The organism is Nocardia sp. NPDC004151 (genome assembly GCF_042874235.1).
In the GTDB taxonomy this organism is placed as follows: domain Bacteria; phylum Actinomycetota; class Actinomycetes; order Mycobacteriales; family Mycobacteriaceae; genus Nocardia.
On record NZ_JBIAMR010000017.1, the window covers coordinates 42,764 to 66,196 of the forward strand.

22 protein-coding genes and 1 riboswitch are annotated in these 23,433 nt (G+C 68.6%); of the genes, 10 read left to right on the forward strand and 12 right to left on the reverse strand.

The features are described from left to right. Positions 1 to 25: 25 nt before the first annotated feature. Positions 26 to 136: riboswitch (TPP riboswitch) on the forward strand. Beyond that, positions 129 to 1,787 (forward strand): phosphomethylpyrimidine synthase ThiC, encoded by a 1,659-nt coding sequence (gene thiC, locus ACFYTS_RS29925; protein ID WP_357284682.1) that lies wholly within the window; start codon positions 129 to 131, stop codon positions 1,785 to 1,787. It overlaps the preceding riboswitch by 8 nt. 60 nt (positions 1,788 to 1,847) lie before the next feature. Here the strand turns inward: thiC and ACFYTS_RS29930 are convergent, their stop codons facing one another. From ACFYTS_RS29930 to ACFYTS_RS29940, 3 genes are all read right to left on the reverse strand, one after another. Further along, positions 1,848 to 2,252: a VOC family protein gene (locus tag ACFYTS_RS29930; RefSeq protein WP_357284685.1), complete on the reverse strand. Its 405-nt coding sequence runs from the start codon at positions 2,250 to 2,252 to the stop codon at positions 1,848 to 1,850. Between the two features lie 85 nt (positions 2,253 to 2,337). Beyond that, positions 2,338 to 2,793 (reverse strand): hypothetical protein, encoded by a 456-nt coding sequence (locus ACFYTS_RS29935; RefSeq protein ID WP_387308912.1) that lies wholly within the window; start codon positions 2,791 to 2,793, stop codon positions 2,338 to 2,340. A gap of 87 nt (positions 2,794 to 2,880) precedes the next feature. After that, positions 2,881 to 3,531 (reverse strand): TetR/AcrR family transcriptional regulator, encoded by a 651-nt coding sequence (locus ACFYTS_RS29940; protein ID WP_357284691.1) that lies wholly within the window; start codon positions 3,529 to 3,531, stop codon positions 2,881 to 2,883. Between the two features lie 86 nt (positions 3,532 to 3,617). On the opposite strand from ACFYTS_RS29940, the gene ACFYTS_RS29945 reads away from it, so the two are divergent. Together ACFYTS_RS29945 and ACFYTS_RS29950 are read left to right on the forward strand one after the other, a co-directional pair. After that, positions 3,618 to 4,769 (forward strand): epoxide hydrolase family protein, encoded by a 1,152-nt coding sequence (locus tag ACFYTS_RS29945; RefSeq protein WP_387308914.1) that lies wholly within the window; start codon positions 3,618 to 3,620, stop codon positions 4,767 to 4,769. A 155-nt stretch (positions 4,770 to 4,924) separates the two neighbouring features. After that, a complete protein-coding gene (locus ACFYTS_RS29950; protein ID WP_357284697.1) occupies positions 4,925 to 5,548 on the forward strand; it encodes an SDR family oxidoreductase in 624 nt (207 codons plus the stop codon). 5 nt (positions 5,549 to 5,553) lie between these two features. Here ACFYTS_RS29950 and ACFYTS_RS29955 read toward each other — a convergent pair whose 3' ends face one another. Together ACFYTS_RS29955 and ACFYTS_RS29960 are read right to left on the reverse strand one after the other, a co-directional pair. Beyond that, on the reverse strand, positions 5,554 to 6,702 hold the full coding sequence (locus tag ACFYTS_RS29955) for a GTP-binding protein (protein ID WP_387308917.1): 1,149 nt from the start codon (positions 6,700 to 6,702) through the stop codon (positions 5,554 to 5,556). A gap of 130 nt (positions 6,703 to 6,832) precedes the next feature. Then, positions 6,833 to 8,584, reverse strand: coding sequence for an Ig-like domain repeat protein (locus ACFYTS_RS29960; RefSeq protein ID WP_387308919.1), 1,752 nt, complete (start codon positions 8,582 to 8,584; stop codon positions 6,833 to 6,835). 189 nt (positions 8,585 to 8,773) lie between these two features. Here ACFYTS_RS29960 and thiD point away from each other — a divergent pair, with 189 nt between their 5' ends. From thiD to ACFYTS_RS29990, 6 genes are all read left to right on the forward strand, one after another. Beyond that, positions 8,774 to 9,616: a bifunctional hydroxymethylpyrimidine kinase/phosphomethylpyrimidine kinase gene (gene thiD / locus ACFYTS_RS29965; RefSeq protein ID WP_357284705.1), complete on the forward strand. Its 843-nt coding sequence runs from the start codon at positions 8,774 to 8,776 to the stop codon at positions 9,614 to 9,616. A gap of 86 nt (positions 9,617 to 9,702) precedes the next feature. Then, positions 9,703 to 10,947 carry a glycosyltransferase gene (locus ACFYTS_RS29970; RefSeq protein ID WP_387308920.1) on the forward strand — a complete coding sequence of 415 codons (1,245 nt, stop codon included), beginning with the start codon at positions 9,703 to 9,705 and terminating at the stop codon, positions 10,945 to 10,947. Continuing rightward, positions 10,944 to 11,105: a hypothetical protein gene (locus tag ACFYTS_RS29975; protein WP_387308922.1), complete on the forward strand. Its 162-nt coding sequence runs from the start codon at positions 10,944 to 10,946 to the stop codon at positions 11,103 to 11,105. Before ACFYTS_RS29970 ends, ACFYTS_RS29975 begins: the two co-directional genes overlap by 4 nt. Next, a complete protein-coding gene (locus ACFYTS_RS29980; protein ID WP_387308924.1) occupies positions 11,102 to 13,201 on the forward strand; it encodes a glycosyltransferase family 39 protein in 2,100 nt (699 codons plus the stop codon). Before ACFYTS_RS29975 ends, ACFYTS_RS29980 begins: the two co-directional genes overlap by 4 nt. Before the next feature lie 133 nt (positions 13,202 to 13,334). Then, positions 13,335 to 13,487, forward strand: a complete 153-nt coding sequence (locus ACFYTS_RS29985; protein ID WP_387308925.1) for a hypothetical protein — start codon at positions 13,335 to 13,337, stop codon at positions 13,485 to 13,487. 342 nt (positions 13,488 to 13,829) lie between these two features. Further along, positions 13,830 to 14,522 (forward strand): hypothetical protein, encoded by a 693-nt coding sequence (locus tag ACFYTS_RS29990; protein WP_387308927.1) that lies wholly within the window; start codon positions 13,830 to 13,832, stop codon positions 14,520 to 14,522. A gap of 46 nt (positions 14,523 to 14,568) precedes the next feature. On the opposite strand, the gene ACFYTS_RS29995 is transcribed toward ACFYTS_RS29990, so the two are convergent. Next, the gene (locus ACFYTS_RS29995; RefSeq protein ID WP_387308928.1) at positions 14,569 to 15,432 is read right to left on the reverse strand and encodes an alpha/beta fold hydrolase; all 864 of its coding nucleotides are present in this window, start codon (positions 15,430 to 15,432) and stop codon (positions 14,569 to 14,571) included. 209 nt (positions 15,433 to 15,641) lie between these two features. Here ACFYTS_RS29995 and ACFYTS_RS30000 point away from each other — a divergent pair, with 209 nt between their 5' ends. Continuing rightward, complete coding sequence (locus ACFYTS_RS30000) at positions 15,642 to 15,929, forward strand: hypothetical protein (RefSeq protein WP_357284722.1); 288 nt, start codon at positions 15,642 to 15,644, stop codon at positions 15,927 to 15,929. Positions 15,930 to 15,966: 37 nt separating this feature from the next. Here ACFYTS_RS30000 and ACFYTS_RS30005 read toward each other — a convergent pair whose 3' ends face one another. The 6 genes from ACFYTS_RS30005 to ACFYTS_RS30030 form a co-directional block, all read right to left on the reverse strand. After that, entirely contained in the window at positions 15,967 to 16,581 is a 615-nt protein-coding gene (locus ACFYTS_RS30005) for a TetR/AcrR family transcriptional regulator (protein ID WP_357284725.1), read from the reverse strand. A 6-nt stretch (positions 16,582 to 16,587) separates the two neighbouring features. Further along, on the reverse strand, positions 16,588 to 17,382 hold the full coding sequence (locus tag ACFYTS_RS30010) for an enoyl-CoA hydratase family protein (protein ID WP_357284731.1): 795 nt from the start codon (positions 17,380 to 17,382) through the stop codon (positions 16,588 to 16,590). A gap of 83 nt (positions 17,383 to 17,465) precedes the next feature. Beyond that, a complete protein-coding gene (locus ACFYTS_RS30015; protein WP_357284734.1) occupies positions 17,466 to 18,629 on the reverse strand; it encodes an acyl-CoA dehydrogenase family protein in 1,164 nt (387 codons plus the stop codon). Between the two features lie 3 nt (positions 18,630 to 18,632). Beyond that, on the reverse strand, positions 18,633 to 20,669 hold the full coding sequence (locus ACFYTS_RS30020) for an acetyl/propionyl/methylcrotonyl-CoA carboxylase subunit alpha (protein ID WP_387308929.1): 2,037 nt from the start codon (positions 20,667 to 20,669) through the stop codon (positions 18,633 to 18,635). 8 nt (positions 20,670 to 20,677) lie between these two features. Further along, positions 20,678 to 22,282 (reverse strand): carboxyl transferase domain-containing protein, encoded by a 1,605-nt coding sequence (locus tag ACFYTS_RS30025; RefSeq protein ID WP_357284738.1) that lies wholly within the window; start codon positions 22,280 to 22,282, stop codon positions 20,678 to 20,680. Continuing rightward, complete coding sequence (locus ACFYTS_RS30030) at positions 22,279 to 23,427, reverse strand: acyl-CoA dehydrogenase family protein (protein ID WP_357284980.1); 1,149 nt, start codon at positions 23,425 to 23,427, stop codon at positions 22,279 to 22,281. Before ACFYTS_RS30030 ends, ACFYTS_RS30025 begins: the two co-directional genes overlap by 4 nt. Positions 23,428 to 23,433 lie beyond the last annotated feature (6 nt).

The following is a 23,433-nucleotide window of genomic DNA, read 5'->3' on the forward strand; positions in this document are numbered from 1 at the left end:
GGGCCGGGTATGGTCGGCTCGGAAAAAGTTTGCCAACGGGGGCTCGCACCAGCGGGCTGAGAGGACGGCTAGTGGGCCGTCGACCGTATGAACCTGACCGGGTAATGCCGGCGTAGGGAGGATCTGCAATGTCATCGAGTCGTGTCTCCAGCTCGGCCGCCCCGGTCGACACCGTGACCACCGGCCCCATCCAGGGCAGCGTCAAACACTACGAGCAGGTCGAGGCCGACGGCACGACGCTGCGGGTTCCGGTGCGGCGCATCAACCTCACCAATGGCGAGCACTTCGACGTGTACGACACCTCCGGTCCGTACACCGACGACACCGCCACCATCGATCTCGAGGCGGGTCTGCCCAAGCTGCGCGACGGCTGGGACAAGCCGCGGGTCGACGGCCCACCGACCCAGCTGAACTGGGCACGCCAGGGCGTCGTCACCAGCGAGATGCACTACATCGCCGCCCGCGAAGGCGTTTCGCCCGAGCTGGTGCGCGACGAGGTGGCCGCCGGTCGCGCGGTGATCCCCGCCAACCACAAGCACCCCGAGTCCGAGCCGATGATCATCGGCAAGAAGTTCGCGGTGAAGATCAACGCGAATATCGGCAACTCGGCCGTGAGCTCCTCCATCGCCGAGGAGGTCGAGAAGATGGTGTGGGCCACCCGCTGGGGCGCCGACACCATCATGGACCTGTCCACCGGCAAGAACATTCACGAGACCCGCGAGTGGATCCTGCGCAACTCCCCGGTCCCGGTCGGCACCGTGCCGATCTACCAGGCGCTGGAGAAGGTGAACGGCGATCCCACCAAGCTCACCTGGGAGATCTACCGCGACACCGTGATCGAGCAGGCCGAGCAGGGCGTCGACTACATGACGGTGCACGCGGGCGTGCTGCTGCGCTACGTGCCGCTGGCCGCCAAGCGCGTCACCGGCATCGTGTCCCGCGGCGGGTCGATCATGGCCGCGTGGTGCCTGGCGCATCACCAGGAATCGTTCCTGTACACCAACTTCCGTGAGCTCTGCGAGATCCTGGCGAAGTACGACATCACCTTCTCCCTGGGTGACGGTCTGCGTCCGGGTTCCATCGCGGACGCCAATGACGAGGCCCAGTTCGCGGAGCTGCGCACCCTGGGTGAGCTCACCAAGATCGCGAAATCCTATGGCGTGCAGGTGATGATCGAGGGCCCCGGCCACGTGCCGATGCACAAGATCGTGGAGAACGTGCGGCTGGAGGAGGAACTCTGCGAGGAGGCTCCGTTCTACACCCTCGGCCCGCTGGCGACCGATATCGCGCCCGCCTACGACCACATCACCTCGGCCATCGGCGCGGCCATCATCGCCCAGGCCGGTACCGCGATGCTGTGCTACGTGACCCCGAAGGAGCACCTGGGTCTGCCGAACCGCGACGATGTGAAGGTCGGCGTGATCACCTACAAGATCGCCGCCCACTCCGCCGACCTGGCCAAGCAGCACCCGCGGGCCCAGGACCGCGACAACGCGCTGTCCAAGGCGCGCTTCGAGTTCCGCTGGACCGACCAGTTCAACCTCGCGCTGGACCCCGACACCGCGCGTGAGTACCACGACGAGACCATGCCGGCCGAGCCCGCCAAGACCGCCCACTTCTGCTCCATGTGCGGTCCGAAGTTCTGCTCCATGCGCATCTCGCAGGACGTGCGCGACTACGCGGAGAAGCACGGCCTCACCGACGTGAACGCCATCGAGGCCGGAATGGCAGAGAAGTCGGCCGAATTCGCCGACGCGGGAAACAAGGTGTACCTGCCGGTCGTCTAACCGTCGAATCCGATTCGGGGCGAGTGACTTTCGAGCCGCTCGCCCCGAATCGTATTCCGGTCAGGGCCGGTTCGAGATCTGTTGGACGGCCCAGCTGTTGCCGTCCGGATCGTCGAAGAAGATGAACCCGGCGTTGTTCAACGGATCGCCCTCGGTGACCGGCCCCGGCAGCACCTGGACGTCACTGACCGCCACGCCCCGCTCGACCAGCTCGGCGTGCGCCCGCCGCACATCGTTGACCACCAATTGCAGCCCTTTGATGCTGCCCGGCTCCATCTTCGGGACCGCGCCCTCGCCGATCACGATGGAGCAGCCCGAGCCGGGCGGCGTGAGCTGGCAGATCCGGATCCCCGGTGCGGGCGCGGTGTCGTGGTCCACATGGAACCCCAGCTTGTCGGCATAGAACTCCTTGGCGCGGTCCACGTCCGACACCGGAACGATGACCACTTCGAGCGTCCAATTCATGACGGATCCTTCCGATTCGAGTGTTTCTCCCAGTAGTCGGAGCGACGGCACGGAAATCATCGTGAACGCTATCTGCCCGAGGGCGTCACTCCGGCGAGTAGAAGGTGCCCTTGCCCGCGATGTGGGGGAGATCGGTGTCGATGGTGACCTCCACCCGCCCGGTGCCGGTCGGCAGGGTCTCCGGCACCCACAGCGCGTTGCTCGGCCCGAACGGCGTGCCGTCGCCCAGCGGAACCGGCGGGAAGCTGCCGCTCGCCCCGGTATCCAGATTGCGCCAGCTCAGGGTCGCCGTCGCGCCGCAGCCCGGGTTCGGGATGGGCAGGAACGTGAATTCGGCTCGCACCCAGACGGTTTGCTTGCCGTAGTAGGTGTTCTGGGGATCGTGGAACGCCTGGATCTGACCGAAGCAGGGAAAGGCACCCGACCCGGCGGTGTAGGCGGGGGTGAAGGTGGTAATCGGGTCGGCGGCGGCGGTGCCGGTGACCGCGAACAGCGCGGCCGCGGCGAGCGGCAGGGCGAACAGGGGACGGATCCAGCGCATCGCGACTCCTCGAATTGATTACGGGGACAAACGAATGTCGGTGAGAACCCGGCCAACGCTACCGTTCACTGGTCACGGCGCTGCCGGTCACTGGTCACGACGCTGCCAGCGGTGCGCGAATTCGCCCGGGGCGGGCGGCGGGCCGGGCAGGTCGCCGGTGGCGGTGAGGCCGTCGACGAGCAGGGCCAGCACCCGGCGGCGCAGCTGGGCGGTGCGTTCGGTATCCGGCAGCGTGACGGCGGCGCACGCCTCGAGGATCAGGCCCAGATCGGCGACGGTGACCTCCGGGCGCAAGGTGCCGGATTCCCGTGCGCGGCGCAGGAGTTCGTCATTGAGCTCGGCGCTGCGCATCACATCCGGGAGGATCGAGTCGTCGGCGGTGAAGGTGCCGGCCAGGTGCACCGCCAGCGAGTGGACGTCGGCGTCGACGACATTGCGCAGGAACTCCACCAGCGCCGCCCAGCCGTCGGGATTCTCCAGGGCCGCTTCGGCTTCCGCGTTGTAGCGACGCAACCCGCTGTAGCAGAGGGTGCGCAGCAGATCCTCCTTGCTCGGATAGCGGCGGTACAGCGCGCTGATGCCGACGCCCGCGCGCTCGGCGACGGCCGAGATCGGGGCCTTGGGTTCGGCGAGGAACACGTCGCGGGCGGCGGCCAGGATGAGTTCGTCATTGCGCGCGGCCTGGGCCTTGCGGCCGGGCAGGGCCCGCTGAGCTGTGGTTTCGGCTGTTTTCGGCATGAATCGAGAATAGCACTTGAACGGAATGATCCGTTCCGTTATGGTTTGAACAGAACGAAGCATTCCGTTCCAAAAAGGAGAGAATGATGAACGCCCAGCCCACCACCGCCATCCGCCCGTTCCGCATCGACGTCCCCCAGGCCCAGCTGGACGATCTGGCCGACCGCCTGCGCAAGACCCTGTGGCCGAACGAGCTCCCCGGCGTCGCCGACGCCTACGGCGTCACCAACGACCGGGTGCGCGGGCTGGCGAAGTACTGGCTGGAGGAGTTCGACTGGCGAGCGCTGGAAGCCACGCTCAACGCCTACCCGCAGTTCACGACCGAGATCGAGGGCGAGGACATCCACTTCCTGCACGTACGGTCCTCGCGGGCGGACGCCACCCCGGTCATCCTCACCCACGGCTGGCCCGGCTCGGTCCTGGAATACCTGGACGTGATCGCCCCGCTCACCGAGCCCGAGGACGCCGAGGCGCCCGCTTTCCACGTGGTCATCCCCTCGCTGCCGGGCTTCGGGTTCTCCGGCCCGACCCGGTCCACCGGCTGGAGCCGCTACCGCACCGCCGGCGCCTGGGTGGAGCTGATGAACCGGCTCGGGTACGAGCGTTTCGGCGCGATCGGCAATGACGGCGGCTCGATGGTCTCCCCCGAGATCGGCCGCATCGCCCCCGATCGGGTGGTCGGAGTCCATGTGACGCAACTGTTCTCGTTCCCGTCCGGTGATCCGGCCGAGATGGCCGGCCTGTCCGAGGAGGACATGGCGGCGCTGGCGCATCTGCAGTGGTTCTACGAAAACAAGATGGCCTTCAACACCTTGCACAGCCAGCAGCCGCAGACCATCGCGTTCGCGCTCGCGGATTCGCCGGTGGGCCTGCTGGGTTGGAACGCGCAGCTGTTCAGCGAGGGCCTGGACGATGACTTCGTCATCGGCAACACGGCCATCTACTGGCTGACCGGCACCGCCGGGTCGTCGCTGCGCTTCTACTACGAGGACGCGCACGCCGAGCAGCCGCAGGGCCCGACCACGGTGCCCACCGGGCTGGCCATGTTCAAGGGTGACTTCCAGTCCATTCGCCGCTTCGCCGAGCGGGATCACAAGAACATCGTGAGCTGGCATGCGTACGACGTGAATTCGTCCACGTCGACGAGCGCCAATGACGCCGCCGGGCACTACGCCGCGCACGAGGCGACCGACGTGCTGGTCGCCGACATCCGCGAATTCTTCGCCGGTTTGCGCTGATTCGTCTCCGACGGGCCCGCACCCTCAGGGTTGCGGGCCCGTCGCATGCCTGGACCCTCCCGCATGTTCGCGAGACGCGCGGCGATGTTCCCCGGCGGCTCCCGTTGATGTACTTATCTCACCTTCGCGACAACGAATAACCCGAGGTGAGAGACATGAACATCGCCCTTTTCGGAGCCACCGGAACCGTCGGCCGCCACGCAGTCACCCAGGCCCTCGCGGCCGGGCACCAGGTCACCGTCCTGGTTCGCGATCCGGCCAAACTGACCGTCACCCACGAGCGGCTGCGGGTCGTCACCGGCGACGTCCTGGACCCGGCCGCCGTCGAGCGGGCCGTCATCGGACAGGACGCGGTGATCGTGGCGCTCGGCGCGGGCCGCAAGGGCGTGGTGCGCGCCGAGGGCACCCGCCACGTCATCGAGGCCATGAACCGGACCGGCGTGAAACGGCTGATCTGCCAGTCCTCGCTCGGCGTCGGCGACAGCGCGGGCAACCTGAACTTCGTCTGGAAGTACATCATGTTCGGCATGCTGCTGCGCCCGGCCTTCGCCGATCACGTGCGGCAGGAGGAGTACGTGCTGGCCAGCGATCTGGACTGGACCATCGTGCGGCCCAGCGCCTTCACCGACGGTCCGGCCACCGGCGACTACCGCCGCGGCTTCCCGGGCACGGAATCCGGTCTGAAGCTGAAGATCTCGCGCGCCGACGTGGCCGGGTTCCTGGTCGAGCAGCTCACCGACACCTCGTATGTGCGTCGTACGCCGGGCATTTCGCACTGATCAGGTCAGGCGTGCTCGTGCATGTCACCCCAGGACGGGAAGGGATCCGGGTACCGCAGCCACGCCCGCGGCCCGGCTTCCCACTCGGCGTCGGTGAGCAGCGCGGCCGTCAGCAGGTCCCGCACATGCGGCCGGTCGATCTTCACACCGATGAAGACGATCTCCTGTCCCGGAGCCAGATCCAGTGCGTCCCAGTGCGCGCCCGGCTCGAACGTGAGATTCGGACCGGCCTGCGACCAGATGGCCGCCAGGTCCGGACGGCTGGCCAGCCAGAAGAAGCCCTTGCTGCGCAGCAGCCGTTCCAGCTGGGAGAGGGCCGCGTCGAGACGCTGCGGATGGAAGGGCCGATCGGCGGTGAAGGTGAGGCTGCCGATGCCGTACTCCTCGGTCTCGGGGGTGTGGCCGCCCGCCAATTCCTCCGTCCAGCCGTCGAATTGGGCCGCCAGGTCCGGGTTGTAGCGCCCGGTGTCGAGCACCTCGGCGAGATCGACCACGCCGCGCGCGGACCGCACGACGCGTGCCCCCGGATTCAGTCGCCGCACGGTCGCCTCCACCGTGCCCACGGCGTTGGCGCTCACCAGGTCGGTCTTGTTGAGTACCAGCACATTCGCGAACTCGACCTGTTCGATGAGCAGGTCGGCGATGGTGCGCGCATCCCCCTCACCCGCCTCCAGATTCCGTTCCGCCAGCGCCTGCCCCTTGACGACTTCGGCGAGGAAGGTGGAGCAGTCGACGACGGTCACCATGGTGTCCAGTCGCGCGAGCTCGCCGAGCCGGAAGCCGTCCTCGAACTCCCACTCGAAGGTGGCGGCCACCGGCATGGGCTCGGAGATGCCGGTGGATTCGATGACCAGCTGATCGAAGCGCCCTTCGCGGGCGAGCGTGCCCACCGATTCGATGAGGTCCTCGCGCAGCGTGCAGCAGATGCAGCCGTTGGTGAGTTCGACCAGTTTCTCCTCGGTCCGGTCCAGGTGCCCCTGGCCCGCGACCAGCGCCGCGTCGATGTTCACCTCACTCATGTCGTTGACGATGACCGCCACCCGGCGACCCTCCCGATTGGCCAGGATGTGGTTGAGCAGGGTCGTCTTACCCGCGCCGAGGAAGCCGGACAGCACGGTCACGGGCAAGGGCTGGGTCTGCGGATCGGAAGTCATGGCGTTAATGGTAACGGTTTTCATTTGCAGGTTGCGATCGGTGCCCGAGAACGCGAAACGCCCGGCCGGAACAAATCCGGCCGGGCGTCAGCGTTCGATCAGCTCAGCGTTCGATCAGCTCAGCGTTCGATCACTTGCCCAGGGAGCCCGTCGGCAGACCGGGCAGGCCGAAGGAACCGCCGCCCCCGCCGGGCGTGGTGGCGTCCTTGACGTTCAGGGTCGAGGGCGCCGAGGTCGAGCCCTTGTACCCGGTGCCGCCGGTGTAGACCGCGGTGATCACCCGGTTGCCGGTCTGGCCGACGGTGTACTGCAGGGTCACCTTGCCGTTGACCACGGTCACCGCGTCGCCGATCGGGGTGCCGCCGTCCATGAATCGGACGGTGCCCGAAGTGACGGCCGCGCCGGCCTCGGTCTTTACCTCGGCGGTGAAGGCCACCGCGTCACCCTTGGTGGCCGCGGCCGGAACCGTCAGGGTGGTCGTGGTGTTCAGCTCGACGGGAGCCGGATCGCTGACCGTCACGGTCGCGGCCGCACCGGTCGACGGGTTGAAGCCCTCCGCACCCGAGTAGACCGCCGAAATCGCGTGGGCGCCCGCGGCATTGAAGGTGTAGGTCAGCTTCGCGCCGCCGGAGGAAAGAGCGATCGGGCCGCCGATGTCGGCGCCGCCGTCCTTGAACTGCACGGTGCCGCCCACGGCGGGCACATTGCCGGGAGCGTTCACGGTCGCCCACAGATCCGTCGCCTGACCGGTCGTCGCGGTGCTGGGGACATTCATCGTGGTGGTGGTGTCGACGATCGCGGCCGTGACCGAGACGACCGAGGCCGCCGACGTCGACGGCTGGTTCTTCGAGTCACCACCGTAGACGGCGGTGATCGAATGCGCGCCCGCGGTGGTGAAGGTCTGCGAGAGGGTCGCCGTGCCGTTGTTCAGCGGAACGGCCGCACCGAGATTGGCGTCGCCGTCCTTGAACTGGACGGTGCCGGTGGCGGCGGCCGGGGCCACCGTGGCGCTCAAGGTGACCGCCTGGCCGGTGGTCGCGGTCGCCGGAGCAGTCAGGGTAGTCGTGGTGGAGTTGTTGACCGGCCCGGTGACGGTGATGGTGGCCAGCGGGCCCGCGCCCGCGTTGAGGGTGCTCTTGTCGTCGCTGGGAATGCAGCGGGTCGGGGCCCACTGGGTGCCGAGCAGCGAGGCCTTGGCCAGCGAGGTGCTGAAGTTCTGGTCGTTGCCGTAGCTGGCGGCGCTGCCCGCGGTCCGCACCTTCGGGGTGATCACGCCGGCCGCGACGGCCGTGACGGTGACGTCGACGGCGGGCAGCCGGTACCAGGATTCGCCCGCGGAGTTGGCGGTGCCGTCGAGGTTCTTCTTCAGCTTCGGCGCGCGAATGCCGCCCTCGGAATTGGTGCTGCTGGTCGGGCTGTTGCCGACGACCTCGTTATTGCCCGACAGCCGCAGGATGCCACCGGCGTTGTCGACGGCGCCGGAATCGTTGACGCGCAGCACGTTCGGGGCCACATTGTCGATATTGACGGCGGTGCCCGGCACGATCGCCGCGCTGACGAAGGTCGCGTTGTCGGGAATCGCGTAGTCGTACTTGATGCGCGACAGGTTGGTGGTGGTCGCGCCGGAGTCCTTGTCCGGGTACGAGGACGCGTTGGGCTGGATGCGATAGGTGAAGGTTTCCCCCGCCGCGACCGAGGCGGGCGCGGTGACGCTCATGGTGGCGGCGACGGACTTGTCGACCGTGATGATCGATTTCGCCTGGCACGAGCTGGTGAAGCTGGTGTCACCGGCGCTCGCTGTACCCGGGGTGAGCAGCACCCCGGCGAGCATGGCCGCGCCGGTGACAGGCACGACGGCGAGCCGCTTGGACGAATGGTTCACAGGACTCCTTACGCCCGGTCACATCGACGGAACCGGACAATCCGAACTAAACGCCGCCAGTATGCATGGTCTGACTAGAACGTGTTTTAGTTTTGATCATTTCATTCGGAAGGAATTTCCGGACGGCGGACGACCGGCCGCGGAGGACGGGAAGACGAGGTCCCCGGGGATATCGGTAGGGTCTGTGACGTGCAGTTCCTACCGCTTGCCCCGAATGGCACCACCCCGGTTCGCGCCCTCACCATCGCGGGCACCGACTCCGGCGGCGGCGCGGGCATCCAGGCCGACTCCCGCACCATGGCTCTGTGCGGCGTGCACGCGTGCGTGGCCGTCGCCGCGGTGACCGTGCAGAACACCCTGGGCGTCAGCGGGTTCCACGAGATCCCGCCGCAGATCGTCGCCGACCAGGTGCGAACCGTGGTCGGCGACATCGGGATCGGGGCGGCCAAGACCGGCATGCTGGCCTCCACCGCCATCATCGAGGCGGTCGCCGAGGTGTGCCGTGAGGTCGGCATCGGGCGGCAGGGCGGCATCCCACTGGTCGTGGATCCGGTCGCGGCCTCCATGCACGGCGACGCGCTGCTGCACGCCGAGGCGCTGGACGCGGTGCGGCACACGCTGATTCCGCTGGCCACCGTGGTCACGCCGAACCTGGACGAGGTCCGGCTCATCACCGGCATCGAGGTGGTCGACGACCGGTCCGCGCGCAAGGCCGCCGAAGCGCTGATCGCGCTCGGCCCGCAGTGGGCGATCGTCAAGGGCGGGCACCTGCGCACCTCCGAGCAGTCCACCGACCTGCTCTTCGACGGCGACACCTTCCACGAACTCCCGGCCAGACGCCTCGCCACCGGCAACGACCACGGCGGCGGGGACACCCTGGCCGCGGCCATCTGCTGCGCGCTCGCCCACGGGTACTCGGTGCCCGACGCGGTCGCCTTCGCCAAGGAATGGACCTTCCGCTGTCTGGAAGCCTCCTACGACCTGGGCGCGGGACACGGACCGGTGTCGCCGCTGTGGCGGCTGCACGCCTGAGCTCGCCGGTCGGCGGAATCCCGCTCCCAGGAACCTCCCAGGCAGGGCGCAGGCTGATGTGAGTCTGGTGATCGAGGTTGGTCACCATGAACGACACCGTGACCGCCGTCCGGGCGGCGGAACCCACTGCAGCAGTGACCGCGCCCGTCGTGGACGTGGTCGTTCCCGTCTACAACGAAGAGGTCGATCTCGGGCCCTGCGTGCGCCGGCTGCACGCCTTCCTGACCCTGAACTTCCCGTTCACGGCGCGAATCACCATCGCCGACAACGCCTCCACCGACTCCACCCTCACCGTGGCGCGCCAGCTGGCCGCCCAGCTGGACGGGGTGCGCGTGGCGCACCTGGACCGCAAGGGCCGCGGCCGGGCGCTCCGCGAGGTGTGGCAGGCGTCCGACGCTCAGGTCGTCGCCTACATGGACGTGGACCTCTCCACCGACCTGAACGCGCTGCTGCCGCTGGTCGCGCCGCTGGTGTCCGGGCACTCCGACGTGGCCATCGGCACCCGGCTGGCCTCCCAGTCCCGGGTGGTCCGCGGACCCAAGCGCGAGATCATCTCCCGCTGCTACAACCTCATCCTGCGGACCTCCCTGCAGGCCAAGTTCTCCGACGCGCAGTGCGGGTTCAAGGCCATGCGCTCCCAGGTGGCCAAGCTGGTGCTGCCGCTGGTGGAGGACGGCGAATGGTTCTTCGACACCGAACTGCTGGTGCTGGCCGAGAAGATCGGGCTGCGTATCCACGAGGTGCCGGTGGACTGGATCGACGACCCGGACTCCCGGGTCGACATCGTCGACACCGCCCGCAAGGACCTGCTCGGCATCTGGCGGGTGGGGCGGGCGCTGACCACCGGGCGGCTGCCGATCAACGAACTGCGGGCGGCCATCGGGCGGGAGCCGCTGGTCGAGGGTGTGCCGCTGGGGATGGTCGGGCAGCTGGTGCGGTTCGGCATCGTGGGTGTCACCTCGACGCTGGCGTATCTGCTGCTCTATGTACTACTGCAAGGGATTACGGGGGCGCAGGCCGCCAACTTCCTGGCACTGCTGATCACCGCGGTCGGTAACACCGCGGCCAACCGGGCCTTCACATTCGGGGTGCGCGGGTCCAATCAAGCTGTGTCGCACCACTTCCAGGGCTTGGCCATCTTCGGCGTCGGACTGGCTTTGACCTCGGGCTCGCTGTTCGCGTTGCACCATTGGGCTCCCGACGCGGCCGTCCATCTGGAACTGGTGGTGCTGGTCGTGGCCAACCTGGTCGCCACGCTGCTGCGGTTCGTCGGACTGCGCTGGGTGTTCCGCAATGCCGGGAAGCACGCCACGCCCGAGGTGACGCGTTGACCCCCTTCTCCCGTGCGCAGCAAGGACTTCCGGACGATTTCCGGCTCGCCGCCGTCGACTTCCCGTACCGTCACCGCCCCGAACACGGCGAACTGCCGTTCTGGACCATCCCCAACGATCCCCAGACCGATCGAATCAGCCGAGGAGGCGACCGATGACCGCGACACTGACCGAGACCCGGGTCGCCCCGCCCCCGGCCGAGCCGCCCGCTGCGCGCGGCGACCGCCGGGAGTACCTGGCCCTGGCCGCCCTGCTGGCCGGCACGGCCGTCGCCTACCTGTGGAACCTGTCCGCCAACGGCTGGGCCAACTCCTTCTATTCGGCCGCGGTGCAGGCGGGTTCGGTGTCGTGGAAGGCGTTCTTCTTCGGCTCCTCCGACGCGGCCAACTCGATCACCGTGGACAAGACGCCGCTGTCGCTGTGGCCCATGGAGATCTCGGTGCGGATCTTCGGGCTGCACAGCTGGAGCATGCTGCTGCCGCAGGCGCTGCTCGGCGTGGCGTCGGTGGCGTTGCTGTGGGCGATCGTGCGCCGGAACTTCGGGGCGACCGCCGGACTGCTGGCGGGGCTGGTGCTCGCGCTGACTCCCATCGCGGCCGTGATGTTCCGGTTCAACAACCCCGACGCGATGCTGGTGTTTCTCATGCTGGCGGCGGCCTGGGCCATGACCCGGGCGGTCGCCGACGGGCGGTGGCGCTGGCTGGTGCTCACCGGCGCGTTCATCGGATTGGGCTTCCTGGCCAAACAATTGCAGGTGCTGCTGGTAGTGCCCGCGCTGGCGCTCACCTACTTGATCGCCGGGCCGCCCGCGCTGGGCAAGCGGATCGCGCAGCTGGTCGCGGCGGGCGCGGCCATGGTGGCCGGTGCGGGCTGGTGGGTGCTGCTCGCCGAGCTGTGGCCCGCCGCGGACCGGCCGTACTTCGGTGGCTCGCAGCATAATTCGATCATCGAACTGACCCTCGGCTACAACGGCCTGGGCCGGTTGAACGGCGAGGAGCGCGGAAGCGTCGGCGGTTTCGGCGGCGACATGCCGAACGGCGGGGGCGGCATGTGGGGCACGCCCGGCATCGGGCGGCTGTTCGAGCCGCAGCAGGCGGGTCAGATCGCCTGGCTCATCCCGGCGGCGCTGGTGCTGCTCGTGACCGGAATCGTCCTGCGCGGCACGCTGACCCGCACCGACCCGCAGCGCGCCACGCTCATCCTGTTCGGCGGCTGGCTGGTCGGAACCGGACTGGTTTTCAGCTTCATGAAGGGCATCTTCCACCCGTACTACACGGTGGCGCTGGCCCCCGGTGTGGCCGCGCTGATCGGCGCGGGCTCGGTGCTCGCCTGGCGGCACCGCGACCAGCTCTGGGTGCGGTCGGCCCTGGTCGCGACCATGGGTCTGACCACCGCCACCGCGTGGATCATCCTGTCCCGCAGCACGTCCTTCGTACCGTGGATGCGCTGGACGGTCCTGGTCGGCGGCATCGCCGTCACCGTGCTGCTGCTCCTCCGCCTGCCCCGCAAGGCCGGTGTGTCCGTCGCGGCGGCCGCGGTGATCCTCGGCCTGGCGGCGCCCACCGCCTACGCCGTGAACGGGATCGCCACCGCGCACCAGGGACCGATGCCTTCGGCCGGTCCGGCGGTCCGCGGCGGCTGGGGTCCGGGTGGACCCCGCGGCGGCGACCGTCCTAACGGGTTCCCCGGCAACGTCTTCGGCGAAGGGAACGGATTCGCGCCCGGCAATGGCGGCGACGGCGGCAATGGCGGCCCGCGCAACGGCACTCCGGGCGGTCAGCCCGGCGGCAGCCAGCACGGCGCGGGCATGAACCACGGCGGTGCCACGAACGTCGGCCCGGGCGGAACCGCCGGTGGGCCTGAGGGATTCGGCGGTGCGGCGGGCAACATGATGATGGCGAGCCGCCCCAGCGCCAAGGTCACCGACCTGTTGAAGGCGAGCGGCTCCGAGTACACCTGGGTGGCGGCCACCGTCAGCTCGAACTCGGCGGCCGGCTTCCAGCTGGCGACGGAACTACCGGTCATGCCCATCGGCGGCTTCAACGGCAGCGACCCCTCACCCACCCTCGCCCAGTTCCAGGAGTACGTCCAGGTGGGCCGCATCCACTACTTCATCGCGGGCAGCCAGATGGGCGGCGAACGCGGCGGCAACGGCACCAGCTCCCAGATCACCGCCTGGGTCAAGGACCACTTCATCGCCGAGGAAGTAGACGGCATCACCCTCTACGACCTCACCGCCCCCAAAGCCAACTGACCGGCGGCCTTGCCACCGCCACAACACAACCGAGCGCCCGCACCCCTCCGGATGCGGGCGCTCGGTTCTTCATTGCGCCCCACCACGACCCGATAAACTGAATGTGACGGCCGTCACGATCCAGGGAATCCGCATGAGCACGCCGCATCCCCTCCCCGATGAGCATCGAGAAGCCTTCTGGCGCAGGGCTGGATGGGATCCGTTCCTCCCCGACATCGAACGCGAGCGCATCGAACGCCGCTGGGACGACGAATCGATCGAATTGGCAGAAGTTTTCGGCTTCTGATCAGTGCGGGCTGTTCATGTACGCAGACCCATTGGTCACAATCCCGAACGCCTGCGACAGCAGAGTGAAGAGAACCCCGAGAACGCCCATGTCGACTTCCGTTTCCTAACTTCCGATGGGCACGAAAAGCTCCCGCCCCCAAGAAATATGTCCACGCGAGCCTATCGCGAATCGCCAACCATTCAACTCGCACCACAGCACACGACCGATAGGGCTACCGATACCGAAAACAATGATCGGTGCGGTCCAGGGGAGCCTCCGCCGGCCACCGCTGTCCCGCTGAGCGGACGAGGTCGGGTGAAGGGGCTGTGGGGCGGATCGGGGCTGCTAGGTTTCGCGGTTATGAGGTCGTCGCTCGTTGTGCTCGCCGCTGCTCTCACCGTCGGCTTCGCCGTTCAGGCGCCGATTGCCCTGGCCGACAGCGGGTCATCCGCGTCCGGGTCGGCGAGCGGGTCGGCGTCGGGGTCGAGTGACCTGTGGCCCGTGCCCACGGCGGCCGCGGATCAGTTCACGTTTCTGGTCGCCTACAGTTTCGGCAATCGGATTCCGGCCGGGGCCGATCCCGCGCGCACCGAGGGTGAGCCCGGGCCCGTGAACGAGGCGCTTGCCGCCGCCGTCGTGGCCGCTCGCGGCGGCAGGAGCATTCCCGTCTACGCCCAGACCGTCATCGCCGACGTGCTTCGCGCCAAGTACGGCATGACCGATGTCGTCGCGATCGCCGCCGATCAGCAGGCCGATGGCACGCTGACCTACCTGTCCACCGATGGGGTGGCGAAAAAGGTTGCGGCACTGCGTGGCACCTCCCAGGCCACCGATGTCGCCGGTGTCATCGCGTTCAAGGATCACCTGTGGCGCGCGACGTACACGACTCGCGACAACGGACTGCACGCCTACGCACCCGCCGGAATCACCATGCCCAGCCAGTACGATTCGCAATCCGGTCAAGCCTGGACCACCAGCGCCACGACCTACCTCCCGGTGGACATGGCGGCCCGAATCCCCCTGCTGCTCAACGGCACCGGCAGCAGTCGCTGATTCGGCAGCCCTCGAATACCACAGGCCGAGCAACCGCGCTCGGGGGCTACAGGGCGAGCATGGCGGCGGCGGTCTGGTCGGCCACGGTGCGGGACAAGGCCGTACCCACGCCGTCGAGGACCAGTAGCTGCGCCCCAGGGATTTCGGCGGCGAGGACCTCGGCGTTGCCGAGCGGGAAGAACGGGTTGGCGCGGCCGTGCACCACGAGCGTGGGTACGGCGAGCCGACCGAGCCGGTCCCGCCAGCGCGGGGCGCAATCGATGCGGGCGAACGTCATCCCGAGCTGGTTCGCCTGGTGCACCGCGGGATCGGTTGACGGCGTGCGATCCCAGATTCGGGCAGCGGTCGCCCGCGCGTCCTCAGGATCGTTGCCCAACAGCTCGGCTCCCGCGGCGGCGAACTCCGCGACAGCGCCTCGGTCGGTCCAGTCCGGTTGCGGGTGGGCGAACAACGCGCCCATCACAGCGGGGTCATGGTCGGGTAGGTCGTCGTCGACCGGACCCGGTGCGACCGGCCGGGTGTTGACCAGGGTCAGTGCGGTGAATACGTCCTGGTGGTCCAGCGCGGCGACCTGAGCAACCATCCCACCGACGCCCACCCCACCGAGATGGGCGGTCCCGGCACCGAGCGCCTTGACCGACGCAACCGCATCCGCGACAAGATCCCGCAGGTCGTACCCCAGATTTTCGGGGTCGATGGTCGTCGACGCACCGGAGTCGCGCAGGTCGTAGCGCACCACATGCCGCCCGCCGGACGCGAGCCGCTCGCACAGCTCGTCGGGCCAGGACAGCATCGTCGGGCTGCCGACCAGCAGGACGAGCGGATCGTCCGCCCGCCCGAAGCCCTCGATGCCGAGGTCCACACCGTTCGCCCGCACCGAGGTCACGCCCATCCGAATCGGTCCCGTCATGCCGAACTCCTGTCTGTCGGTTCACCTCGATATACCGACGACGAATCGAGCGGAAAGTCATCGGTGTGGCCGCGACAGCGGCTGTCAGGCGTGCCATCCGGCGCGTCTGCCCGCTTCCTCCTATTCGACGAAACTCCAGCTAGGCCGGATCTACGCTCGACCCAGGGCCCGACACCCGCGTCGGGCCGCTGTCGCGAAAGGAGATCATCATGGCCGTCGCCGTCATCGTCGAACTCGACGACACAACGGTCGAGGAGTACGACTCGATTCTCGAGATCTTGGGATTCGCGCCCGGCGGCCCCATGGCTACGGGCGGACTATTCCACTGGGCGACCACCACGGACAGGGGGCTCCGAGTCACCGACGTCTGGAACTCCCCCGAGGAATTCCAGCGCTTCGCCAACGAACGACTGGCCCCGGCGCTCGAAAAGGCTGGAGTAACCAGCGAGCCCCGTATCTCGTTCGAACCGGTCCACAGCTATCTGATCGCCGGCTGACCGAAGCCGCACCGCTTCGGCACCGCTGGCCGGGAGGTCAGCGGGCTGCTTCGAGGGCGGTGTGGAGGGTGGCGGCCCACTGCTGGACGATTTCCTTGCGGCGCAAGGAGTCATCGGTCAGGACGTCGGCGAGGCCGAGGCCACGGGCCAGGTCGAGGGTGGCTTGGACCAGATGGTGGGTGACGGGGTCGGTGTCGTCCACACCCAGGGCTTCGATGGCCATGCGGTGGGAGATGCGGCCGAAGCGGGCTTCCATGGGGACGATGCGTTCGCGGAGGACCGGGTCGGCGGCGGCATGGGTCCAGACCTGGAGGGCCGCTTTGAAGATGGGGGCGGTGTAGGACTCGACCAAACCCGCGACCACGGCCTCGGTGCGGGCGACGCCCTGCGCGACCTCGGCGACCGCCAGCGCGTCCGCCTTGGCCTGGGCCATACGAGTTTCGAACATGTACTCCAGGGCGGCGGTGATCAGATCCTCACGGGTGGGGAAATGATGCTGGGCGGCACCGCGCGACACCCCGGCTCGTTCGGCGACGACGGCGACCGTGGCGGCCGCCCAGCCCATCTGGGACAGGCAGTCGATGGTCGCCTCCAGCAGCCGCTGCCGGGTGGCCCGGCTGCGGTCCTGCTTGGGTTCGTGGGGTGTCGCCATGGTGACCTATTGTGCCCAGCTCGGTGGGCGGCGCTGCAGGAAGGCCGTCATGCCCTCGATCACCTCGGGGGTGCCGAAGTAGCTTGCGGAGCGTTTGGCCAGTTCCTCGGCCCGCTGGTCGAAGACCTCGAGCAGGTCGGTGTTGACCAGACGCTTGGCCTCGGCCAGGCCCTGGGGGGAGCCCTTGCGGAGTTCGGCACGCAGGCGGGCCACCTCGGCGGCGGGGTCGTCGGCGGCCACGGTGATGAGGCCGTTGCGTTCGGCCTCGGCGGCGTCGAAGGTCTCGCCGGTGGAGAAGTAGCGCGCGGCCGCGCGGGCGGACATGCGCGGCAGCAGAGTCAGGGAGATCATGAACGGGGCCAGGCCGATACGTACCTCGGTGAGGCCGAAACTGCTGTCACGGCCCGCGACGGCCAGGTCGCACGCGCCGACGATGCCCATGCCGCCCGCGCGCACATTGCCGTTCACCTGCGCCACCACGGGCTTGGGCATGGCCAGGACGGTGCGCAGCACCGAGATCATCCACTGCGTGCGGATCTCGGCGGCGGCCGCTGGATCGGCGTCCACCGCCTCCTTGAGATCGGCTCCGGCGCAGAAGGTGTTGCCGGTGTGGGTGAGCACCACGCCGCGCACGGCGTCGTCGGCGGCGGCCCGTTCCAGGCCCGCGAGCAGTTCGGTCACCAGCCGCGAGGACAGGGCATTGCGATTGTGCGGCGAATCCAGGGTCAGTACCGCGAATCCGTCGCTCACCTCGTAGCGCACGAACGGCGCGTCCGCGGTGGCACCGGCTGTGTCGGTCATCGAATACTCCTGCTGCTGAGTGACTTACGGAAAAGCGGGACGAGTGGCGGTGGCCGCGCGCACACCGCCACTCGTCGCCGCGGTCAGTAGGACCGGGGCAGGCCCAGTGAGTGCTGCGACACGAAGTTGAGGATCATCTCACGGCTGACCGGAGCCACCCGTGCGATGCGGGAGGCGGCCAGCATGCCCGCCAGGCCCACATCGGCGGTCAGGCCGGAGCCGCCGTGGGTCTGGATGGCCTGGTCGAGCGCCTTGATACTGGCTTCGGCCGCAGCGTATTTCGCCATATTGGCGGCCTCGGCGGCGCCGAAGTCGTCACCGGCGTCGTAGAGGAACGCCGCCTTCTGCATCATCACCTTGGCCAGCTCGAGCTCGATCTTGACCTGGGCCAGCGGGTGCGAGATGCCCTGGTGCGCGCCGATCGGCACACCCTTCCACACCGCGCGTTCCTTGGCGTAGGAGACCGCCCGGTCGATGGCGTAGCGGCCCATGCCGACCGCCATGGCCGCGCCCATGATGCGCTCCGGGTTCAGGCCCGCGAACAGCTGCGCGATGGCCGCGTCCTCCTGGCCGACCAGCGCGGTCGCCGGGAGCCGGACGTCGTCGAGGAACAGGGTGAACTGGTTGTCCGGCTCGATGATGTCCATCTCCTGCTTCGTCTTCACGAAGCCGGGGGTATCGACGGGGACGATGAACAGGGCGGGCTGCAGGTTGCCGGTCTTGGCGTTCTCGGTGCGGGCCACGATGAGCACGGCCTCGGCCTGGTCCACGCCGGAGATGAAGATCTTGCGGCCGTTGAGGATCCAGTCCTCGCCGTCGCGGCGGGCGGTGGTGGTGATCTTGTGCGAGTTGGAGCCCGCGTCCGGCTCGGTGATGCCGAAGACCATCTTGCCGCTACCGTCGGCCAGCTTGGTCAGCCACTCCTGCTTCTGCGCCTCGGTGCCGTACTTGGTGATGATGGTGCCGCAGATGGCGGGCGAGACCACCATGAGCAGCAGACCGCAGCCCTGCGCCGCCAATTCCTCCTGGACGAGCGCGAGTTCGTAGATGCCCGCGCCACCGCCGCCGTACTCCTCGGGCAGGTTCACGCCCAGGAAGCCGAGCTTGCCGGCCTCGTCCCACAGCTCGTCGAACGGCTCGCCCTTGCGGGCCTTGGGCCCGGCGTAGTCGCGGAAGTTGTACTTGGCGGCCAGCTTGGCCACCGCCTCCCGCAGCGCCTTCTGTTCGTCGGTCTCGATGAAACCCATTGCCTACTCCTGATCTTCGCTGTGGACGACGGCGAGCACCGTGCCGACTTCGACCTGCTGGCCCGCGGAAACGTTCAATTCGGTGAGCACGCCCGCGGCGGGGGCGGCGATGGTGTGCTCCATCTTCATGGCCTCCAGCCAGAGGATCGGCTGACCCTTCTCGACCCGGTCACCCGCGGCCGCGCCCAGGCGGATGACCGCACCGGGCATCGGGGCCAGCAGCGAGCCCTCGGCCACCTGGTCGGCCGGATCCTCGAAGCGCGGCAGGCGGCGCACCGCCACCGGGCCGAGCGGGGAATCCACCGTCACCAGATCGCCGTAGCGGGCGACCTCGAAGCGGCGGCGCACCGGGCCGCGCTCACCGGGCACCTGGAGGATCACCAGATCCGGTGTGGCCTCCAGCAATTCGAGGCCCTCGTGGCCCTCGACCTCCAGGCCGGAGCGGGTGATCCGGTAGCGCACGTCGTGGCGGCCGGTCAGCCGGGACTCGTAGGACTTGGACTGCGCCTGCGACGGCAGGTTGCGCCAGCCGCTGGGCAGACCGCCGCCGATCCGGGCCGTACGCCGGTTGGCGGCGGCGTCGGCGAGCGCCGCGGCCACGATGGACAGCTCCTCGTCCGCCTCGGAAACCAGTGGCGCGGACAGCTTCTCCAGATCGTGGGTCGCGAAGAAGGCGGTGTCGGTGTCGCCGGCGAGGTACGCCGGATGCCGCAGCACCCGCACCAGCAGATCGCGGTTGGTGACCAGGCCGTGGATCTTGGCCCGCTGCAAGGCGGAAGCCAGCAGGTGGGCGGCCTCGTCGCGGGTCTCGGCGAAGGAGATGACCTTCGACAGCATCGGGTCGTAGTGCACGCCCACCACCGAGCCGTCCACGATGCCGGTGTCCAGGCGCACGCCCGGCTCGGTCAGCACGGTGAATTCGCCCAGGGTGCCGGGGATGTCGAGCCGGTGCACGGCGCCGGACTGCGGCTGCCAGTCGTGGGCCGGGTCCTCCGCGTAGAGACGCACCTCGATGGAGTGGCCGCGCATCTCGGGCTGCCGGGCGGGCAGCGGGCGGCCGGCGGCCACCTGCAACTGCAGACGCACCAGGTCCAGGCCGGTGACCTGCTCGGTGACCGGATGCTCCACCTGGAGACGGGTGTTCATCTCCAGGAAGAAGAAGTCGCCCTTCTCGTCGGCGAGGAATTCGACGGTGCCCGCGCCCTCGTAGCCGATGGCCTCCGACGCCAGCCGGGCCGCCTCGAACAGGCGGGCCCGCATCCCGTCGATCTTCTCGACGAGCGGCGACGGGGCTTCCTCGACGACCTTCTGGTGCCGGCGCTGGATCGAGCACTCACGCTCGCCGACCGCCCACACGGTGCCGTGGGTGTCGGCCATGACCTGCACCTCGATATGGCGGCCGGTCTCCAGGTAGCGCTCGCAGAAGACGGTCGGATCGCCGAAGGCGGACTGAGCTTCCCGCTGCGCCGCCTCGATCTGACCGGTCAGCTCGGACAGCTCCCGCACCACACGCATACCGCGACCGCCACCACCGGCGGACGCCTTGATCAGCACGGGCAGCACGTCGGCGGTGACCTCGGCCGGATCCAGCTGCTTCAGCACCGGGACACCGGCGGCGTCCATCATCTTCTTGGACTCGACCTTGGAGCCCATCTGCTCGATGGCCGCGACCGGCGGGCCGATCCAGGTCAGCCCGGCGGCCTGCACGGCCTTCGCGAATTCGGCGTTCTCGGAGAGGAATCCGTAGCCGGGGTGGATGGCATCGGCACCGGCGGCCAGCGCGGCCTCGATGATCAGCTCACCGCGCAGGTAGGTCTCGCCAGGAGTGTTGCCGGGCAGGCGAATCGCCGCATCGGCCTCGGCGACGTGCGGCGAGTTGGCGTCCGCGTCGGAGTAGACGGCGGTCGTCGAGATACCCATCCGACGGCAGGTCGCGAAGACGCGCCGCGCGATCTCGCCACGATTGGCGACCAGAACGTTCGTAAGCCCACCCGTCGCCCCGCCGCCACCCCTGGGGGAATCGCTCCGCGATACAGTCATTTTCGGCCTCACATCCGGAAGACGCCGAAGCCCTCGGCGCCCTTGATCGGGGCATTGTGAATGGCGGACAAGGCCATTCCCAACACCGTGCGGGTGTCGCGGGGGTCGATGACGCCGTCGTCGTAGAGGCGGCCCGACATGAACATGGGCAGCGATTCGGCCTCGATCTGCGCCTCGATCATGGCGCGCAGACCGGCGTCGGCCTCCTCGTTGAACGGGATGCCGCGCGCCTCGTTGGCCGCCCGGCCGACGATGGAGATGACGCCCGCCAGCTGGGCACCGCCCATGACGGCGGATTTGGCGCTCGGCCAGGCGAATACGAAACGCGGGTCGTAGGCGCGACCGCACATGCCGTAGTGGCCCGCGCCGTAGGACGCGCCCATCAGCACCGAGATGTGCGGCACCTTCGAGTTCGAGACCGCGTTGATCATCATCGCGCCGTGCTTGATGATGCCCTTCTGCTCGTACTCCTTGCCGACCATGTAGCCGGTGGTGTTGTGCAGGAACAGCAGCGGCGTGTTCTTCTGATTGGCCAGCTGGATGAACTGGGTCGCCTTCTGCGACTCCTCGGAGAACAGCACGCCGCGGGCGTTGGCGAGAATGCCGACCGGGTAGCCGTGCAGCTCCGCCCAGCCGGTCACCAGGCTGGAACCGTAGAGCGGCTTGAACTCGTCGAAGTCCGAGCCGTCGACCACGCGGGCGATGACCTCGCGCGGGTCGAACGGGATCTTCAGGTCGGTCGGCACGATGCCGAGCAGTTCCTCCGGGTCGTGCAGCGGCTCGATCACCTCGGTGACCGGGCGCGCGGCCGGACCCTGCTTCTGCCAGTTCAGGCGCTTGACGATGGAGCGGCCCAGGCGGATCGCGTCCTGCTCGTCCACCGCCAGGTAGTCGGCCAGACCCGATGTGCGGGCGTGCATCTCCGCGCCGCCGAGCGACTCGTCGTCGGACTCCTCACCGGTGGCCATCTTCACCAGCGGCGGACCGCCCAGGAAGACCTTGGAGCGCTCCTTGATCATGACCGTGTAGTCGGACATGCCCGGGATGTACGCGCCACCGGCCGTCGAGTTGCCGAAAACCAGTGCGATGGTGGGGATTCCGGCCGCCGACAGCCGGGTCAGGTCCCGGAACATGCGGCCGCCGGGGACGAAGACCTCTTTCTGCGTCGGCAGATCCGCGCCGCCGGACTCCACCAGGCCGATCACCGGCAGCCGGTTCTCCAGCGCGATGTCGTTCATGCGCAGGGTTTTCCGCAGCGTCCACGGGTTGGAGGTGCCGCCGCGCACGGTCGGATCCGGCGCGGTGATCAAGCACTCGACGCCCTCCACGATGCCGATGCCCGCGATGACGCTCGCGCCCACATGGAAGTCACTGCCCCAGGCGGCCAGCGGGGCCAGCTCCAGGAACGGCGAATCCTCGTCGATGAGCAGTTCGATGCGTTCGCGCGCGGTCAGCTTGCCGCGCTTGCGATGCCGCGCCATCTTGTCCGGGCCGCCGCCCGCGATGTTCTTCGCGTATTCGACCTCGACCTCGGCGAGCTTGGCGCTCATCGCCTCGGCGGCGGCTTGATAGTCCGCCGAATTCGGGTCCACGGATGTGCGCAGAATACTCAAGACTGGAACCCCAATCGCTTGGCCGCGAGGCTGGTCAGAATCTCATTGGTGCCGCCGCCGATGCCGAGGATGCGGACATCGCGGTAATGCCGTTCGACCTCGGACTCGCGCATGTAGCCGAGGCCGCCGAACAACTGCACGGCCTGGTGGGCAACCCATTCGGCGGTCTCCACCGCGGTGTTCTTGGCGAAGCAGACCTCGGCGATCAGATCGGTCTCCCCCTGTGCGGCGCGTTCGGCCAGCACGTGGGTGTAGACGCGGGCCACGTCGATGCGGCGGGCCATCTCCGACAGCGTGTTCTGCACCGCCTGACGGCTGATCAGCGGGCGGCCGAAGGTCTCCCGGTCGCGGGTCCATTGCAGGGTCAGGTCCAGGCAGCGCTGCGCGTGACCGTACGCCTGCACGGCCAGGCCCACCCGCTCGCTCACGAAAGCCTGTGCGATCTGCGCGAATCCGCTGTTCTCCGGACCGACCAGGTTCGAGGCCGGCACCCGCACGTCGACATACGAGAGCTCGGCGGTGTCGGAGGCCAGCCAGCCCATCTTCTCCAGCTTGCGGCTGACCGTGAAACCGGGCGTGCCCTTCTCCACCGCCAGCAGCGACACACCCGCCGCGCCCGGACCGCCGGTGCGGACCGCGGTCACCACGTAGTCGGCGCGCACACCGGAGGTGATGAAGGTCTTGGAGCCGTTCACGATGTAGTCGTCGCCGTCGCGCACCGCGGCGGTGCGCAGGTGTCCGACATCGGAACCACCGCCCGGCTCGGTGATGGCCAGCGAGCCGATCTTCTCCCCCGCCAGCGTCGGCCGCACCCAGCGCTCGATGTGCTCGGCATTGCCCGAGGCGATGATGTGCGGCACCGCGATACCGCAGGTGAACAGCGACGCGAACAGGCCGCCCGAGCAGCCCGCGTAGTGCATCTCCTCGGCCACGATGGCGGCGTCGATGGCGTCACCGCCGGAACCGCCCGCGGACTCGGGGAACTGGATGCCGAGCAGCCCCAGCGCGCCCGCCTTCTTGTGCAGCTCGCGCGGAATCTCGCCGTCGCGCTCCCACTGATCCAGGTAGGGCAGCACTTCACGTTCGGCGAAACCGCGCACGGTGGCGCGCAATTCGCGGCGCTCGGGCGTCTGCCACGGGTTCACGTATTG

Bases quoted from the DNA above. Each gene is read 5' to 3' on its own strand.
- thiC (WP_357284682.1), top strand. From the start codon at position 129: ATGTCATCGAGTCGTGTCTCCAGCTCGGCCGCCCCGGTCGACACCGTG.
- ACFYTS_RS29930 (WP_357284685.1), bottom strand. From the start codon at position 2,252: ATGAATTGGACGCTCGAAGTGGTCATCGTTCCGGTGTCGGACGTGGAC.
- ACFYTS_RS29935 (WP_387308912.1), bottom strand. From the start codon at position 2,793: ATGCGCTGGATCCGTCCCCTGTTCGCCCTGCCGCTCGCCGCGGCCGCG.
- ACFYTS_RS29940 (WP_357284691.1), bottom strand. From the start codon at position 3,531: ATGCCGAAAACAGCCGAAACCACAGCTCAGCGGGCCCTGCCCGGCCGC.
- ACFYTS_RS29945 (WP_387308914.1), top strand. From the start codon at position 3,618: ATGAACGCCCAGCCCACCACCGCCATCCGCCCGTTCCGCATCGACGTC.
- ACFYTS_RS29950 (WP_357284697.1), top strand. From the start codon at position 4,925: ATGAACATCGCCCTTTTCGGAGCCACCGGAACCGTCGGCCGCCACGCA.
- ACFYTS_RS29955 (WP_387308917.1), bottom strand. From the start codon at position 6,702: ATGACTTCCGATCCGCAGACCCAGCCCTTGCCCGTGACCGTGCTGTCC.
- ACFYTS_RS29970 (WP_387308920.1), top strand. From the start codon at position 9,703: ATGAACGACACCGTGACCGCCGTCCGGGCGGCGGAACCCACTGCAGCA.
- ACFYTS_RS29980 (WP_387308924.1), top strand. From the start codon at position 11,102: ATGACCGCGACACTGACCGAGACCCGGGTCGCCCCGCCCCCGGCCGAG.
- ACFYTS_RS29985 (WP_387308925.1), top strand. From the start codon at position 13,335: ATGAGCACGCCGCATCCCCTCCCCGATGAGCATCGAGAAGCCTTCTGG.
- ACFYTS_RS29990 (WP_387308927.1), top strand. From the start codon at position 13,830: ATGAGGTCGTCGCTCGTTGTGCTCGCCGCTGCTCTCACCGTCGGCTTC.
- ACFYTS_RS29995 (WP_387308928.1), bottom strand. From the start codon at position 15,432: ATGACGGGACCGATTCGGATGGGCGTGACCTCGGTGCGGGCGAACGGT.
- ACFYTS_RS30000 (WP_357284722.1), top strand. From the start codon at position 15,642: ATGGCCGTCGCCGTCATCGTCGAACTCGACGACACAACGGTCGAGGAG.
- ACFYTS_RS30005 (WP_357284725.1), bottom strand. From the start codon at position 16,581: ATGGCGACACCCCACGAACCCAAGCAGGACCGCAGCCGGGCCACCCGG.
- ACFYTS_RS30010 (WP_357284731.1), bottom strand. From the start codon at position 17,382: ATGACCGACACAGCCGGTGCCACCGCGGACGCGCCGTTCGTGCGCTAC.
- ACFYTS_RS30015 (WP_357284734.1), bottom strand. From the start codon at position 18,629: ATGGGTTTCATCGAGACCGACGAACAGAAGGCGCTGCGGGAGGCGGTG.
- ACFYTS_RS30020 (WP_387308929.1), bottom strand. From the start codon at position 20,669: ATGACTGTATCGCGGAGCGATTCCCCCAGGGGTGGCGGCGGGGCGACG.